A 15,460-nucleotide genomic window follows, 5' to 3' on the forward strand; every position below is an offset into this window, starting at 1 on the left:
TTTGTATATTGTATAAAAATTATAAACCAATATCTTTCCTGAAATACAAATTGTCAAATTGAATTTTTTTAACTTGATCATAAGCCTTTTTTCTGGATTCTTGAAGAGTATTTCCTATCCCTACTATATTAAGAACTCGTCCACTTGATGTCATCCACTTTTTTTGTTCTTGTTTTGCTCCAGCAATATAAAAAGGTTCTTTTAAAGAATCTAAACCTGTTATAATTTTTCCTATTTCATATTTTTCAGGATACCCTACAGACGATAAAACCACACAGCAAGAACATAATTTTTTCCAATCAATATATATTTCTTTATGTTGATAAGAATATTGAATAATATTTAAAAAATTACTTTTCATCAATGGGAATAAGGCTTGAGCTTCAGGATCTCCGATCCGAGTGTTGTATTCTAATAAGTAAACTTTATTATTAGTTATCATTAATCCAAAATATAAAAATCCCAAAAATGTTAATTTTTCTATCATTAATCCTTCTAAAGTAGGTTCTAAAATATTTTTTATAAAATCTATCCAAATAGAATTTGTCATATATGGATTTGGAACAATAGCCCCCATTCCTCCTGTATTCAATCCTTTTTCATTTTCTCCAATTTTTTTATAATCTTTAGCTGATAAAAAAGGTATAATATTTTTTCCATTGAAAAAAGATATAATAGAAGCTTCTTTTCCTTGTAAAAATTCTTCTATAATAATCTGATTACCAGATTTTCCAAATTTTTTTTTTATCATAATATTTTTTAAAGCTTTTTTTGCGTCATTTTGATTATGAGCTATAATCACCCCTTTTCCTGCAGCTATTCCATTCGTTTTAATAGCTACAGAATTCGTATTTTTTTTTAAAAAATTCATAGCCTCTTCATAAGAATAAAAAATATCATACTTAGGAGTGCGAACTCCATATTTTATCATGAAAGATTTAGCAAAAATTCTATTTCCTTCAAGTTTAGCAGCTGAATAATGTGGACCAATTATTTTTAATCCCATATTTTTAAAAATATCTACAATTCCTTCTAATAAAAAAAATTCAGATCCTACAATAGTTATATCTATTTCATTTTTTTTAGCAAAAAAACTTAAATCTAACGGAGAGTGATGATTTTCAATATTTTTTCCTATTAAGCTTGTCCCTCCATTTCCAGGATAAAAATAAAGTTGTATAAAATGATTGTCTTCTAATAATTTTTTTCCTATAGCATGTTCTCGTCCTCCTCCTCCAATAATTAAAACTTTCATTATTTTAATGTTTAAAATGTCTCCTCCCAGTAAAAGCCATTGCAATTCCATGATCATTACAAGCTTTCACAGATTCTTCATCACGTATAGATCCTCCTGGTTGAATAATAGCACGTATAGCACCAGAACGAGCCGCCTCATCTACAACATCTCTAAAAGGAAAAAATGCATCAGATACAAGTACTAATCCTTCTTTACTTTTTTCTATAGCCCTTTCTATAGCTTGACGAGCCGCCCAAATTCTATTAGTCTGACCTCCAGAAATCCCTAAAGTTTGCGTATTTTTAGCCACTACAATAGCATTAGATTTTACATATTTGACTACTTTTTGAGCAAAGAATAAAGATTTTAATTCTTGATCAGTGAATTTTTTTTCAGTTACTATTTTGTAATTTTTATCATAAGGAAAAAAATAATCTGATTCTTGCACTAAAATTCCTCCGTCTATTTGGACATATTCTAATTGATCTGAAATAGGTTCATTAATACTAATAATTCTAAGATTTTTTTTAATTTTTAAAATATTCAAAACATCTGTTTCGTAATTTGGTGAAAGGAGGACTTCTAAAAAAATATGATTAATCTCTTTTGCTAATTCTTTTGTTATTGGAACATTAACAGCCATTATTCCTCCAAAAGATGAAATAGTATCTGCATAATAAGTTTTTTGAAAAGCTTCAATGATATTTTTTCCCAACGCCACTCCACAAGGAGTAGAATGTTTCACTGTACAACAAGCTGGTTCAGAAAATTGAGAAACAACTTTCCACGCTATATCCATATCTCTTAAATTATTAAATGATAATTCTTTTCCATGGAATTGATGCAAATTTCGCATTGATCCTTTATGGATTGTATTAACATAATAAGCGGCTTTTTGATGAGGATTTTCTCCATAACGGAGATTCATTTTTTTTTCATAAGAAGAATGTAAATAAACAGGAAATTTATCATCTAAAAAGGACTGAGAAATAGCAGAATCATAAGCAGAAGTAAAATTAAACGCTTTTCCTGCCAATTTTTTTCTCAATTTTAATGAAGGAAATCCATAATGTTCAATTTCATATTGAACTAATTCATAATCATTATTATCTGTAATAGCAGTTACATGGAAAAAATTTTTTGCGGCTGCTCTAAGCATAGATGGACCTCCAATATCAATAAATTCGACTAATGAATCAGCATTGATAGATTTTTTACGTTTTTTGTCAAAGAATGGATAAAAATTAACTAATACAATATCAATGAGATGAATATTATGAGAACGTACGTATTTCATATGTTTTTCAATAGAACGATTGGCTAAAATCCCAACATATATATTAGGATGAATCGTTTTCACTCTTCCATCTAAAATATCAGGAAAAGAAGTAAAATCAGAAACCTCCACAAGGTTGGATAATCCTTTTTTGATAAAATATTGATAGGTCCCTCCGGTAGAAACAATTTGATATCCTTTTTTATCTAAAAAATTGACGAAATTAAACAATTTTTCGTGTTTTTCATAAACACTAATCAAAGCTCTTTTCATACTACTAATTAATTGTTACTTTTTGTATGGTATTATTAATTCATTATTATTAATTATATAAAAAAAATTGATTAATAGATTGAATTAATATTTGTTTTTCTATCATAGATACTTTTTTTGATAAAGATATTGGGGTATCCTCTGAATCAATTTCACATGTTTGTTTTAATATTATATCTCCTAAATCCACATTTTGGGTGACATAGTGAACTGTAGCTCCTGAGATTTTATCTTTATTTTTTATAACTTCTTGATGAACTTTCATTCCATACATTCCTTTTCCCCCGTATTTAGGTAACAAAGAAGGATGAATATTTATAACCTTTCTTGCCCATTTTTTACAAAATTCTGCATCAAGTATAGAAAGAAACCCTGAAAGAACTATAATATCTGGAACATATATTCCAAGTATATTGTCTATTTCTTTAGAAAGAAATTTTTTATTAGTTTTTATGAAAGAAAATACTATGATATTTTTTTTTAATGCGTATTGGATTGCTACACACCATCTATCAGAAATTACTAAATTAACCACAAAATTGTGAAGTATTCCGCTTTCTATTGCTTCTAAAATATGCTTCATATTGGTCCCCTTTCCGGAAACTAAAATAGCTATTTTTTTCATGGAGATATTTTTATTTCAAAAATACTTTTTTATTTCCTTTTATAATTTTTCCCAAAATAAAAGGTTTTTCTCCTATAGTATGTAGTTTTTTCAAAACGGAATCTTTTTCTTCAAAAGACACAGCCACAATCATTCCTACACCCATATTAAAAGTATTCCACATTTTATTTTCTGATAAATTTGCTTTTTTTTGAATATAATTGAAAACAGGTTGAATAGGGATTTTTTCTTTTTCTACTACAGCTGATAAATTTTGTGGTAAAATTCGATATAGATTATCGTATATCCCTCCTCCAGTAATATGAGATAATCCATGAATCATAAATTCTTTTAATAAAACATGAATAGGAAAATGATAAATTCTAGTTGGAATTAAAAGTGTTTCATAAAAGGGTTTTTCTTGAAAATATTTCATAAAATCTTCTGTAGAAAAAATATTTCGAATTACAGAAAAACCATTACTATGCACCCCTGAAGAAGGAAGACCTATTAAAATATCTCCTTCTTGAATTAATTTTTTTCCATCTACAAGATGATCTTTTTCTACAATACCTATACAAAATCCAGCTATATCATAATCATTATTTTGATAAATTCCAGGCATTTCCGCTGTTTCACCACCAATAAGACAGGTATTTGTTTTTTTACAAGAATTAGCTATTCCTTGCACAATTTTTTCTACAATAATAGAATCTAATTTTCCACAAGCTAAATAATCTAAAAAAAATAAAGGAATAGCACCATGACATAAAACATCATTTGCACACATTGCAAAACAATCTTCTCCAATCACATCATATTTTTTGTAATCTATAGCTAAACGTAATTTCGTTCCTACTCCATCAACGCCAGATACTAAAATAGGTTCCTTATATCCACATTCGTATATTTTATAAAAACCAGCAAAATGATCTAACATACTCATTACTCTATTATTATAAGTATTTTTTAAAATCTTATTCATTTTGCATATAGTCATGTTTATTTTTTTCATATTAATTAATTAATGAGTTTTTTGAATTGGATAATTTCCAGTGAAACAACCAAAACAATAGTGAATACTTCCTAAAATATCTATCAAATTCTCCATGCTTAAAAATTCTAAACTATCCACATTTAGAATTTTTGCTATATTTTTTTTATCAATATGATTATATGATATAAGATCTTTTTTACTTGGAGTGTCTACGCCTAAATAACATGGTCCTATAATAGGAGGAGAAGCACTTCTAAAATGAATTTCTTTAGCTCCGGCTTTTCTTAATATGTAAACTAATCTACGACTGGTAGTTCCACGAACTATAGAATCATCAATAATAACAACCCGTTTTCCTTTGATTTCATATAATATAGGATTCAATTTCAAGTTGACCATTTTTTCACGCATTTCTTGTTTAGGTAAAATAAATGATCTTCCAATATATTTGTTTTTTACTAAAATTGGTTTAAAAGGAATTCCAGAAGCTTTAGAATATCCAATAGAAGCTGGAACTCCAGAATCAGGAACTCCAATTACTACATCGGCTTCTACTGGATGTTGCTCATAAAGTTTTTCTCCACTTTTCTCGCGGATTTTATAAACATTTATATTTTCAATTAAGGAATCAGGACGAGAAAAATAAATATATTCAAAAGAACATATTCTTCTTTTTGTGTTTTTTCTTTCTCTAAGTATAGAGAATTGAACCGACTTTTTATCCACAATCATAATTTCTCCTGGAAATAAATCTCTTATATAAAATCCTCCAACAGAATCTATTCCACAAGTTTCAGAACTAAATATATAAGTTTCTTCATTCAACATTCCATAACATAAAGGGCGTATTCCGTTTGGATCTCTAAATGCGGCCATTTTATTATCCATAAGCACAATGACAGAATAAGCGCCTTTGATATCAATAGTTGTTTTTTGAATAGCTTTTTCTAAGCTATTATTAGATTCTGGTAAATATTTTTGTATTAAACGTAAAATTACTTCCGAATCTGAATATTCGGATATAAAATTTATTCCTTTAGATTCTAGTTTTTTACGAATATATTGCGCATTAACCAAATTTCCATTATGAACTATAGATATGGTACTTCTTCCATAGGAATCTTCTCCAAAAAAAGGTTGAATATTTTTTTTACTTTGTCCTCCTTCTGTAGAATAACGAGTATGTCCAATTACGGCATTTCCATGATAACATTCAGAATGGGAAATTTTTCTAAAAAAATCCAAAACAAGCCCTTCACTTTTATGTGAAATAATAAATCCATCTCGTAAAACAGAAAAACCACAAGCTTCTTGTCCTCTATGTTGTAGTGCAAATAAACCAAACTGAATCAAAGAAAAGGTATCTATTTTATAAGGAGAATAAATCCCAAAAATGCCACATTCATCATGAAACTTATCCAAACAATTATTTTCCAGAATAGAAGGGGATAATTGAGATATCATTTTTTTGAAAAAAGAATATCTTTGTCCCATTATTTTAATGGATTAACTTACATTTAACCTTTTTAATACCTCCATATAAATATCAAATATTTTTTCTTTTAATCCGATTCTAAATGAATCTTTATCCAACTTTTTCATTGTTTCTTTATCCCATAAACGACAAGTATCTGGACTGATTTCATCTGAAAGGAGAATTTCTTTCTTATGATTTTTACCAAATTCTATTTTAAAATCTACCAATATAATATTTTTATCCGAAAAATATTGTTTTATAAAACAGTTAATTTTCGATGTCATATCATAAATGGTATTTAATTCTTCATAAGAAATAATTTTTAAAAATACTGCATGATGATCATTAATTAAGGGGTCTTTTAACTTATCATTTTTATAAAAAATCTCAAAAATAGGATTATCTAAATAAGTTCCTTCTTTAATTCCCAAACGTTTAGACATACTTCCTGCAACGATATTACGAACCACAAATTCCAAAGGGATCATATCTACTTTATGACATAATTGTTCTCTATTATTGATTTTTCGTATAAAATGAGTTTTAATTCCACAAGAGTTCAAAAATTGAAAAATCAATGTAGTAATTTCATTATTCAAAACACCTTTATCTTGCAATATATTTTTTTTCAATCCATTCAAGGCCGTTATATTATCTTTATGATGAATTAATATTTCAAGTGGATTATTCGTCGTATATATTTTTTTTGTTTTTCCTTCTGATAAAAGATTTTTTTTAATTATCATGATAATAAATGTTGCTTAATTTCACTTGTTAATTTTTTCTTTTTATCCATTCTGAATTTTAGCAATAATTTTCTTATATCTTTATACTTTATAGCTAAAATGTGAACGGCAAATAAAGCAGCATTATAGGAATTATTTATTCCGACTGTAGCAACTGGAACATCTTTTGGCATTTGCACCATAGAAAAAAGAGCATCTATTCCGCCTAAAGATCCATAATTGTTATTATTGCAATGGATTGGAACACCAATAACAGGTAAAATCGTTTTAGAAGAAATGAATCCAGGTAAATGAGCGGATAATCCAGCTCCTGCAATAATTACATCTGTTCCTTCAGATTCTATTTCTTTTATAGTATTTGATAAAATATCCGGCAATCTATGTGCGGAAATCAAATAAGATTTATAACTTATGTTAAATTTTTTAAGGACCTCCGCTATTATTTTCATAATTGATTTATCAGAAATACTTCCAAAAAATATAGCAACTTTCATAATTATAACTTTTATAAGAAATATTGTACTGCATTTTTAAAAATAGAATGTTTACGAATATTAGGTATATTTTTTAATAAACCATGATCATAACGTTCTGGATGGGTCATTCTTCCATAAATTTTCCCATCTTCACTTAATAAGCCTTCAACTGCTTCAACAGATCCATTCGGATTATAGGATCTTTTTAAACTAGGTTCTCCTTTTAGATCTACATATTGTGCAGCAATTTGGCCTCTATTAAATAAAATATTTATTGTTTCTTTGTTCGCATAAAATCTTCCTTCACTATGAGATATGGGAAGAGTGTATATCTTATTTTTCATCCCATTTAACCATGGAGAATGATCAGAAATCACTTTAATATGAACACATTGAGATATATGTTTTTCAATTTTATTGTAGGTTAATGTAGGGGAATTATGATTTCTAAAACAAATTTTCCCATAAGGTAATAATCCTGATTTGATCAAACCTTGAAATCCATTGCAAATTCCTAAAATTAATCCATCTTGATCTAAAAAATGTTTAATAGCATCTTGTATATATGGGTTGTGTAATATAGATACAATAAATTTGGCAGAACCATCTGGTTCATCTCCAGCACTAAAACCTCCACAAAGCATAAATATCTGTACAGTTTCTATATATTTTTGAAAATGATATATAGATTCCATAATATCTTTATCATATAGATTTTTAAATACTAAAGTATTTACTGTAGATCCTTCTTTTTCAAATGCACGAACCGATTCTAATTCACTGTTTGTTCCAGGAAATATAGGAATAAATACACGAGGTTTTCCTTTTTTTTTAAATTTACATTTCCATATCATGGAATTATGTTTTCCTTCTTGTTTAATATTTTCTACTTTGGGAATCTTATTTTCTCCTTCATTTGTATAGGAAAAAATAGGATAAAAAGTTTTTAACCAATTTTTTATAGATTCATCTATATCAATAAAAATTCCATTAAAATTTAAATACTTATAAGAAATGACTTCTCCTATCGGAATAAAATTATTATATGAAATAGAAGATGAAGATTCTATAATTAAGGACCCTATATTTGTTTCCAGTAAATGATCATTATAATCAATAACTGCTCCTAAACGATTTCCAAAAGACATGTTAGCAATAGCAACAGAAATCCCTCCATCTTTTACTGTTTTAACCGAAACAATTTTTCCTGAACAAATCCCTTCATAAATTTGATCATAGGCTTTTTTGATAGAATTAAAATCAGGCATTTCGTTATCCAATGGATTATGATAATACAAATAAATTTTATTTCCTTCTTTTTTAAATTCAGGAGATATAATATTGAAACATAAACCTGTAGAAACGCCAAAAGCGATAAATGTTGGTGGAACATGCAAATTTTTATATGTTCCAGACATAGAGTCTTTTCCTCCTATAGAAGCTAATTCTAATGACATTTGAGCATGATAAGCTCCTAGCAAAGCGGAAAAAGGTTTTCCCCAGTTTTCTGAATCATTATCTAATTTTTGATAATATTCTTGAAAACTAAAATAAGTATTTCTATAATTTCCTCCCATAGAAACAATTTTAGAAATACACTCTACAATAGCATAAGCACCTCCATGAAAAGGACTCCAAATCGAAACTTCAGGATGAAATCCCCAAGATGCCAAACTGACTGTATTTGTGTTTCCTTTTAAAACAGGTATTTTCTGTACACTCCCTTCAGATGGAGTCATTTGATATCTTCCTCCAAAAGGCATTAAAACTGTAGTTCCGCCTACAGTACTATCAAACATTTCTACTAAACTTTTTTGAGAAGCTATATTCAATTCAGAAAGAGTATTCAAAAATGTTTTTTTGCTGAAAATAATTTTTTTTGATTTATTAAAAGGGGAAACTGAAATAGGAGAATTCACACGAACAGCTTTTTCTTTATGAGATCCTTTTGTATTCAAAAAAGAACTTTTTACATTAAAAATTTCTTTTTTTCTATAATAAAAAATAATACGTTTATTATCAGTGATTTCCCCAATAGGCACAGACATTATGTTTTCTTCACGAGAAAAAGAAATAAATTTTTTAACGTCTTTGGGATCTAATATTACGGCCATACGTTCTTGGGATTCAGAAAGTGCAATTTCTATGTCTTTTATATTTTTTGTCTCTTTATCTTTTATTGGAATTTTATCTAAATAAAGAATTAAACTATCGCTTAATTCGCTTATAGCCACAGCTGCTCCTCCTGCCCCAAAATCATTGCATTTTTTTATTAAAGAAATAACTTCTTTTTTTCTAAAAAGTCTTTGAATTTTTCTTTCTATTATTGGATTTCCTTTTTGTTGTATATAATTTTTTAAATTATCATCCTGTTCCTGAGAAGAATCCGTTGCCCCTCCAATTCCTTCTTTTCCTGTCATCCCCCCAATTAACAAAATAACATCTCCTTCTTTAGGTTTCTCCTGTTTGACAAAATCAACAGGGACTGCTCCAACAACCATACCAATTTCCATTCTTTTAGCTCTATATCCTTCATGATAAATTTCATGTACATGAGTTGTTGATAATCCTATTTGATTTCCATAAGAACTATATCCACATGCGGATTCAAAACAAATTTTTTTTTGTGGTAATTTTCCATAAATAGTTTTTAAATTCATAGGGTTAGCAGCCCCACTCAATCTAAGTCCTTGATAAACAAAAGCTCTACCAGATAAAGAATCACGAATGGCACCTCCTATACAAGTCGAAGCTCCTCCAAAAGGATCAATTTCAGTAGGATGATTATGAGTTTCATTTTTAAATAATAAATACCATTTTTCTTTTTCATTTTTGTCTGTAAAATCTACATTTATCATTATCATACACGCATTATGTTCATCTGACGAAACATAATTCGTTAATTTTCCTTTTTTGTAAAGAATTTTAGCAGGAAGACTAGATAAATCCATAAAATTTATAGGGGATTTGGATCTTCCTATTAAATCTCTATCCTTTAAATATTTTCTAAAAATATTTTGATATGTTTGTTTTAATGATCCATAAAAAGATATATTTTTCAATGTAGTAAAAAATGTTGTATGACGACAATGATCAGACCAATAAACATCAAATATACGTAATTCTGCTGGTGTTGGATTTCGTTTTTCTTCAGAAAAATATTTCTGTATGAATAATAAATCATTCATATTCATAGAAAGATTCCACTTATGATGGATTTTTTTTATTTCTTCAACAGAAAAATTAATAAAATTATTTATAATTTTGTCCTCATTTTTATGATTTTGTGTATTTTGTCCACTTAAGCAGGACTTGATATAATATTTTTTAATTTTATAAAAATCTTGTTTCTTTTTCATCCCAATCAATTTAATTAATTGACCAGTTTTTACAGAAACCTTAGTAGATTTAGGATCTATTATTTTTATGCATTGTATCGCGGCATGAGCTCTATCATCATCATACTTTTCTGTAAAATATTCTATATATGAAGTATTTAAATGCATATTTCTATGCAAAATATCTGTAACAGGATCGACAAAAACCTTTGATAAACTTTCTAAAAATAGTTTTTCATTTATATTCAATATATCATATATATGATAAATCACTACATTAGACAATGAAATCTTCATATGTTTTAATTCATTGTATAATTTTCTAGAATCAATATCAAAAGGACTTCTTTTTTGTATATAAATTCTAAAATTCATATCTATGTATTAAATTTTTCTATCCATATTAGATATATCATAATCAATTAAATGATGAAAACGATTTAATATAGGATTAACTTTTGTATCAATAAATTCTAAAGTTTGATCTGAAGAAAATCCTATAAAATTCTTAGGATTCATAATTGTTTTCATTTTTTTTTCATCATGAATCGGAATTTTTTGATCATCCAAGATACGTTTGATAAAATCATTTTCCATTCCTTTTAATTTAATTTGATCATTTGTAGCCATAGAATGAATTCTTATCCTTTCATGAATATCTTGTCTATCTGCTCCCTTTTTCACACATTCTACAATAATATATTCAGTAATTAAAAAAGGTAGTTCTTCTCTTATATGTTTATCAATAATCTTGGGATATACAACAATATTTTCTAATATATTATTCCAAATCATCAAAATAGAATCTACAGCTAAAAATGATTGTCCTATAACTAATCTTCTGTTTGCAGAATCGTCTAAAGTCCGTTCTAACCATTGAGTTGCTGCAACTAAAGCTGAACTATTAGATAAAGAAATAACATATTTGGCTAAAGAAGCTATACGTTCACTACGTATTGGATTTCGTTTGTAAGCCATAGCACTAGATCCAATTTGTTCTTTTTCAAATGGTTCTTCCATTTCTTTTAAATTTTGTAACAACCGTAAATCATTGCTAAATTTATGAGAAGATTGAGATATATTAGATAATAAATTTAATATCTGAGCATCAACTTTTCTATCGTAAGTTTGTCCTGTTATAGCAAAAACATTTTTAAATCTAAATTTATTAGATAACTTTTTTTCTAAATCTTTTACTTTTTGTAAATCTCCATCAAATAATTCTTTGAAACTATCTGCTGTTCCTACAGTTCCTTTAACTCCTCTAAAATGAATATTTTTTAATCTAAATTCTAATTCTTCTAAATCTAAAAGAACGCTTTGTAACCATAAAGAAGAACGTTTTCCTACAGTAGTTAATTGTGCAGGTTGATAATGAGTAAAAGCTAAAGTAGGAGTATTATGATATTCTAAAGCAAAATTTCTAAGACGAAAAATAATATTAATCAATTTTTTTAATAAAATTTCCAAACCGTCACGAATTAGAATAATATCTGTATTATCTCCTAAAAATGCACTTGTAACACCCAAATGTATAATAGGTCTAGCTATAGTTGCTTTTTCTCCAAAAGCATATAAATGAGCCATAACATCATGACGAAATTTTTTCTCATAAAAAGAAACTCTATCCCAATCAATGTTGTGTAAATGACTTTTTAAATCAGATATTTGTTCTTCGCTAATGTTTAATCCTAATTTTTTTTGAATTTCTGCCAAATATAACCATAATTTTCTCCAAATAAGAAATTTTTTTTTCGGAGAAAAATTATATAACATTTCTTTACTGCTATATCGTTCTACTAAAGGATTTTTATATTTTTCCACAAAATTTTCTAAGTAAAAATTTTTAAAAATAAAGGCTTATTTTTAATAATATTTTGATTTCTTTCAGAACCCACAGAAATTAATATAATTTCCAAATTCAGATAATTTTCAATAAATTTAATATATTTTATACAATTTTTAGGTAAATCTTCATACTCACAAATATGTGATATATCTTCTTTCCATCCAGGTAAATCTAAATAAATTCCTTTTACATTTTTTTCTATATTTGCTGGAAAATATTGAATAATATTATCATCATATTTATATTTTACACATATTTTAATAGTCTTTAATTCACTTAAAACATCAAGTTTTGTAATTATTAAATAATTAATTCCATTAATCATACAAGAGTATTTCAGGGAAATTAAATCTAACCATCCACATCGTCTGGGACGTTTTGTCGTAGCTCCATATTCATTCCCTTTCTGACGGATTATATTCCCAATTTCATTTTCTATTTCCGTAGGAAAAGGACCAAATCCAACACGAGTACAATATGCTTTTGTTATTCCTATAAAGTTTTTTAAAAAGTATGGAGGAATCCCGGTTCCTGTACATACACCTCCTGTAGAAGTAGAAGAAGTGGTTACATATGGATATGTTCCATAATTTATATCCAATAACATAGCTTGAGCTCCTTCAAATAAAATCTTTTTTTTGTTACGAAAAGCATGATGAATTTCATAAACAGCATCTACAATACGATTGGAAATTATTTTTGCATATTCTACATATTCTTCATAAATAGATTGAAAAGAAATAGGTTTTTTTTGAAAAATTTTTGTAAAAATCTGGTTTTTAAAATCAATATTATATTTTAATTTCTTATAAAAAACTTTTAAATTTAATAGATCTAAAATACGAATTCCTGTACGGGCAATTTTATCTACATAAGTAGGGCCGATCCCTTTATGTGTGGTTCCAATAGATTTATCTCCTAAAGCTTCTTCTTGATATTGATCTAACAAACGATGATAAGGCATAGTTAGGTGTGCTCTTTTTGATAAAAAGACTTTAGATGTGCTGACGCCCATTAATTCTAAATTCTGTATTTCTTGTATAAAAGATTTGGGATCAACTACAACTCCAGGACCAATGATACATTTTACATCAGAATAAATAACTCCAGAAGGAACTAAGTGAAGAATAAAATGACGGTTTTTAATATGAATAGAATGACCTGAATTATTCCCCCCTTGGTAACGAATTACATAATCCGAATTTTTAGAAAGTAAGTCTGTAATTTTTCCTTTTCCCTCGTCACCCCATTGGAGGCCCACAATAACATTTGAAGGCATGATATATTGATTTTATTAACAATTTTCAACAAAGTTAATTCTTATGAATGAATATATAATAAAAATTTAATCTATTTTTTTTTAGAATTTCGTTTAATATGCTGATAAGCTAATTCTGTTACTTTTCTTCCTCTAGGTGTTCTAATTAAGTATCCTTCTTGAATAAGAAAAGGTTCATAAACTTCTTCTATAGTATCTGAATTTTCACTAACAGCTGTTGCTATAGTATTAATTCCTACAGGTCCTCCCTTGAAATAATTTATGATATATGAAAGAATTCTGTTATCCATTTCATCTAATCCATGTTTATCTACATGAAGGGCTTGTAAGCCTAAATTGCATATGTTAATATCTATAGTTCCATTTCCTTTAATTTGTGCAAAATCACGAATTCTGCGTAATAAAGCATTAGCTATACGTGGAGTTCCACGGCTTCTGTTAGCAATTTCATAAGACGCTTCTTCCGTTATTGGGGTGTTCAATAATCTTGCACTACGATTTACAATATCATTATAATTTTTTTTATAATAACTAAGACGAAAATTAATACCAAATCTAGAACGCATAGGAGCTGTAAGTAAACCGGATCTTGTGGTGGCTCCTATTAAAGTAAAAGGAGATAAATCTATTTGTACTGATTTTGCATTAGATCCAGAATCTATGATAATATCTATTTTATAATTTTCCATAGCTGAATATAAATATTCCTCAACTGTTGGAGAAAGACGGTGGATTTCATCAATGAAAATAACATCATTTATCTTTAAATGAATCAGTAATCCAGCTAAATCTCCAGGTTTATCTAAAACAGATCCTGAAGTAACCGTAATGTTCACAGACAATTCATTGGCTACAATATGAGCAAGTGTTGTTTTTCCCAATCCTGGAGGTCCATGAAATAAAATATGATCTAAAGCTTCTTTTCTTTTTTTAGCAGCCTGAATAAAAATTTTTAGATTATTCAATATATCATGTTGTCCAATAAAATCACGAATTTTTTGAGGAGTTAAAGATCTCTCTAAAAAGGATGACACTATATATTATATTTTGACATTTAAATTGAGAATAAATTGGTGTATACCAAATAAAAATAAATAATACAATAAAATTCCAAGATTTTAAAATATTTAAAATAGTGTGATTTGTAAAATCAAATTGAATAGGAACAATAGATACATATCCATTTTTTAACGCCCATTCATCTGTATCCACTTTTTCATCCCAATTTACAAAATCTCCTACTAACCAATAGTAAGTTCTTCCTTTAGGGTTGTAGCGTTTATCAAAACTCTCTTTCCACTTAGATTCCGCTTGTCTACATATTTTAATTCCTTTGATTTCTTCTTTTTTTAATTTAGGAATATTGACATTCAAAGTAATTGTTTGTTCCGGAATAGGATTGCAAAGAATTTTTTTAACGATTTGAGATACATATTTTTTAGATGGTTCAAAATCAGCATTCCAATCGAAATCTAAAAGAGAAAATCCTACAGATGGGATTCCCTCTATACTTGCTTCAATAACAGCGGATACAGTTCCAGAATACATAATATTTATAGAAGAATTTGATCCATGATTAATCCCTGATACACAAATATCAGGTTTTCTTGGAAGAAGATCACTAATTGCTAATTTGACACAATCAACCGGAGTCCCAGAACATTCCCATTCTTTTTGATTCCCATTATCTATTTTTACTGAATCACAATATAATATTGTATTCATTGTAATTCCATGTCCTACTCCAGATTGAGGTTTATTTGGCGCGACCACATATACATCCCCTAAAAGATTCATAGAGTGAATGAGCGCTCTAATACCTGGAGCTATGATTCCATCATCATTTGTGACTAAAATAATTGGTTTTTTATTCATTTTATATAAAATATATAAAAAAAGCTATTTAAT

At 27.6% G+C, this 15,460-nt stretch carries 12 protein-coding genes; all 12 read right to left on the minus strand.

Going from position 1 to position 15,460, the window contains the following annotated elements; all coding sequences use genetic code 11:
- Nucleotides 1-19: 19 nt before the first annotated feature.
- The 12 genes from purD to surE all read right to left on the minus strand — a co-directional run bounded on the left by purD (nt 20) and on the right by surE (nt 15,427).
- Nucleotides 20-1,255, minus strand: coding sequence for a phosphoribosylamine--glycine ligase (purD, locus tag K645_RS02355; protein WP_041936104.1), 1,236 nt, complete (start codon nt 1,253-1,255; stop codon nt 20-22).
- Between the two features lie 4 nt (nt 1,256-1,259).
- Nucleotides 1,260-2,786: a bifunctional phosphoribosylaminoimidazolecarboxamide formyltransferase/IMP cyclohydrolase gene (purH, locus tag K645_RS02360; RefSeq protein WP_022565281.1), complete on the minus strand. Its 1,527-nt coding sequence runs from the start codon at nt 2,784-2,786 to the stop codon at nt 1,260-1,262.
- A 49-nt stretch (nt 2,787-2,835) separates the two neighbouring features.
- Entirely contained in the window at nt 2,836-3,411 is a 576-nt protein-coding gene (locus K645_RS02365) for a formyltransferase family protein (protein WP_022565282.1), read from the minus strand.
- 10 nt (nt 3,412-3,421) lie between these two features.
- The gene (gene purM / locus K645_RS02370; protein WP_022565283.1) at nt 3,422-4,405 is read right to left on the minus strand and encodes a phosphoribosylformylglycinamidine cyclo-ligase; all 984 of its coding nucleotides are present in this window, start codon (nt 4,403-4,405) and stop codon (nt 3,422-3,424) included.
- Between the two features lie 9 nt (nt 4,406-4,414).
- On the minus strand, nt 4,415-5,851 hold the full coding sequence (purF, locus tag K645_RS02375) for an amidophosphoribosyltransferase (protein ID WP_081683500.1): 1,437 nt from the start codon (nt 5,849-5,851) through the stop codon (nt 4,415-4,417).
- A gap of 42 nt (nt 5,852-5,893) precedes the next feature.
- Complete coding sequence (purC, locus tag K645_RS02380; RefSeq protein WP_022565285.1) at nt 5,894-6,610, minus strand: phosphoribosylaminoimidazolesuccinocarboxamide synthase; 717 nt, start codon at nt 6,608-6,610, stop codon at nt 5,894-5,896.
- Complete coding sequence (gene purE / locus K645_RS02385; RefSeq protein WP_022565286.1) at nt 6,607-7,104, minus strand: 5-(carboxyamino)imidazole ribonucleotide mutase; 498 nt, start codon at nt 7,102-7,104, stop codon at nt 6,607-6,609. The genes purC and purE overlap by 4 nt, the downstream gene beginning before the upstream one ends.
- A gap of 11 nt (nt 7,105-7,115) precedes the next feature.
- The gene (locus tag K645_RS02390) at nt 7,116-10,799 is read right to left on the minus strand and encodes a phosphoribosylformylglycinamidine synthase (protein WP_022565287.1); all 3,684 of its coding nucleotides are present in this window, start codon (nt 10,797-10,799) and stop codon (nt 7,116-7,118) included.
- A gap of 9 nt (nt 10,800-10,808) precedes the next feature.
- Complete coding sequence (purB, locus tag K645_RS02395) at nt 10,809-12,248, minus strand: adenylosuccinate lyase (RefSeq protein WP_022565288.1); 1,440 nt, start codon at nt 12,246-12,248, stop codon at nt 10,809-10,811.
- A gap of 8 nt (nt 12,249-12,256) precedes the next feature.
- Nucleotides 12,257-13,552, minus strand: coding sequence for an adenylosuccinate synthase (locus tag K645_RS02400; protein WP_022565289.1), 1,296 nt, complete (start codon nt 13,550-13,552; stop codon nt 12,257-12,259).
- Nucleotides 13,553-13,623: 71 nt separating this feature from the next.
- Nucleotides 13,624-14,586 (minus strand): Holliday junction branch migration DNA helicase RuvB, encoded by a 963-nt coding sequence (gene ruvB, locus K645_RS02405; protein ID WP_022565290.1) that lies wholly within the window; start codon nt 14,584-14,586, stop codon nt 13,624-13,626.
- Nucleotides 14,540-15,427 (minus strand): 5'/3'-nucleotidase SurE, encoded by an 888-nt coding sequence (surE, locus tag K645_RS02410; RefSeq protein ID WP_022565291.1) that lies wholly within the window; start codon nt 15,425-15,427, stop codon nt 14,540-14,542. The genes ruvB and surE overlap by 47 nt, the downstream gene beginning before the upstream one ends.
- Between the last annotated feature and the right edge of the window lie 33 nt (nt 15,428-15,460).

The organism is Blattabacterium sp. (Nauphoeta cinerea) (genome assembly GCF_000471965.1).
Classification (GTDB): Bacteria; Bacteroidota; Bacteroidia; order Flavobacteriales; family Blattabacteriaceae; genus Blattabacterium.

Bases quoted from the DNA above. Each gene is read 5' to 3' on its own strand.
- purD (WP_041936104.1), bottom strand. From the start codon at position 1,255: ATGAAAGTTTTAATTATTGGAGGAGGAGGACGAGAACATGCTATAGGA.
- purH (WP_022565281.1), bottom strand. From the start codon at position 2,786: ATGAAAAGAGCTTTGATTAGTGTTTATGAAAAACACGAAAAATTGTTT.
- K645_RS02365 (WP_022565282.1), bottom strand. From the start codon at position 3,411: ATGAAAAAAATAGCTATTTTAGTTTCCGGAAAGGGGACCAATATGAAG.
- purM (WP_022565283.1), bottom strand. From the start codon at position 4,405: ATGAAAAAAATAAACATGACTATATGCAAAATGAATAAGATTTTAAAA.
- purF (WP_081683500.1), bottom strand. From the start codon at position 5,851: ATGATATCTCAATTATCCCCTTCTATTCTGGAAAATAATTGTTTGGAT.
- purC (WP_022565285.1), bottom strand. From the start codon at position 6,610: ATGATAATTAAAAAAAATCTTTTATCAGAAGGAAAAACAAAAAAAATA.
- purE (WP_022565286.1), bottom strand. From the start codon at position 7,104: ATGAAAGTTGCTATATTTTTTGGAAGTATTTCTGATAAATCAATTATG.
- K645_RS02390 (WP_022565287.1), bottom strand. From the start codon at position 10,799: ATGAATTTTAGAATTTATATACAAAAAAGAAGTCCTTTTGATATTGAT.
- K645_RS02400 (WP_022565289.1), bottom strand. From the start codon at position 13,552: ATGCCTTCAAATGTTATTGTGGGCCTCCAATGGGGTGACGAGGGAAAA.
- surE (WP_022565291.1), bottom strand. From the start codon at position 15,427: ATGAATAAAAAACCAATTATTTTAGTCACAAATGATGATGGAATCATA.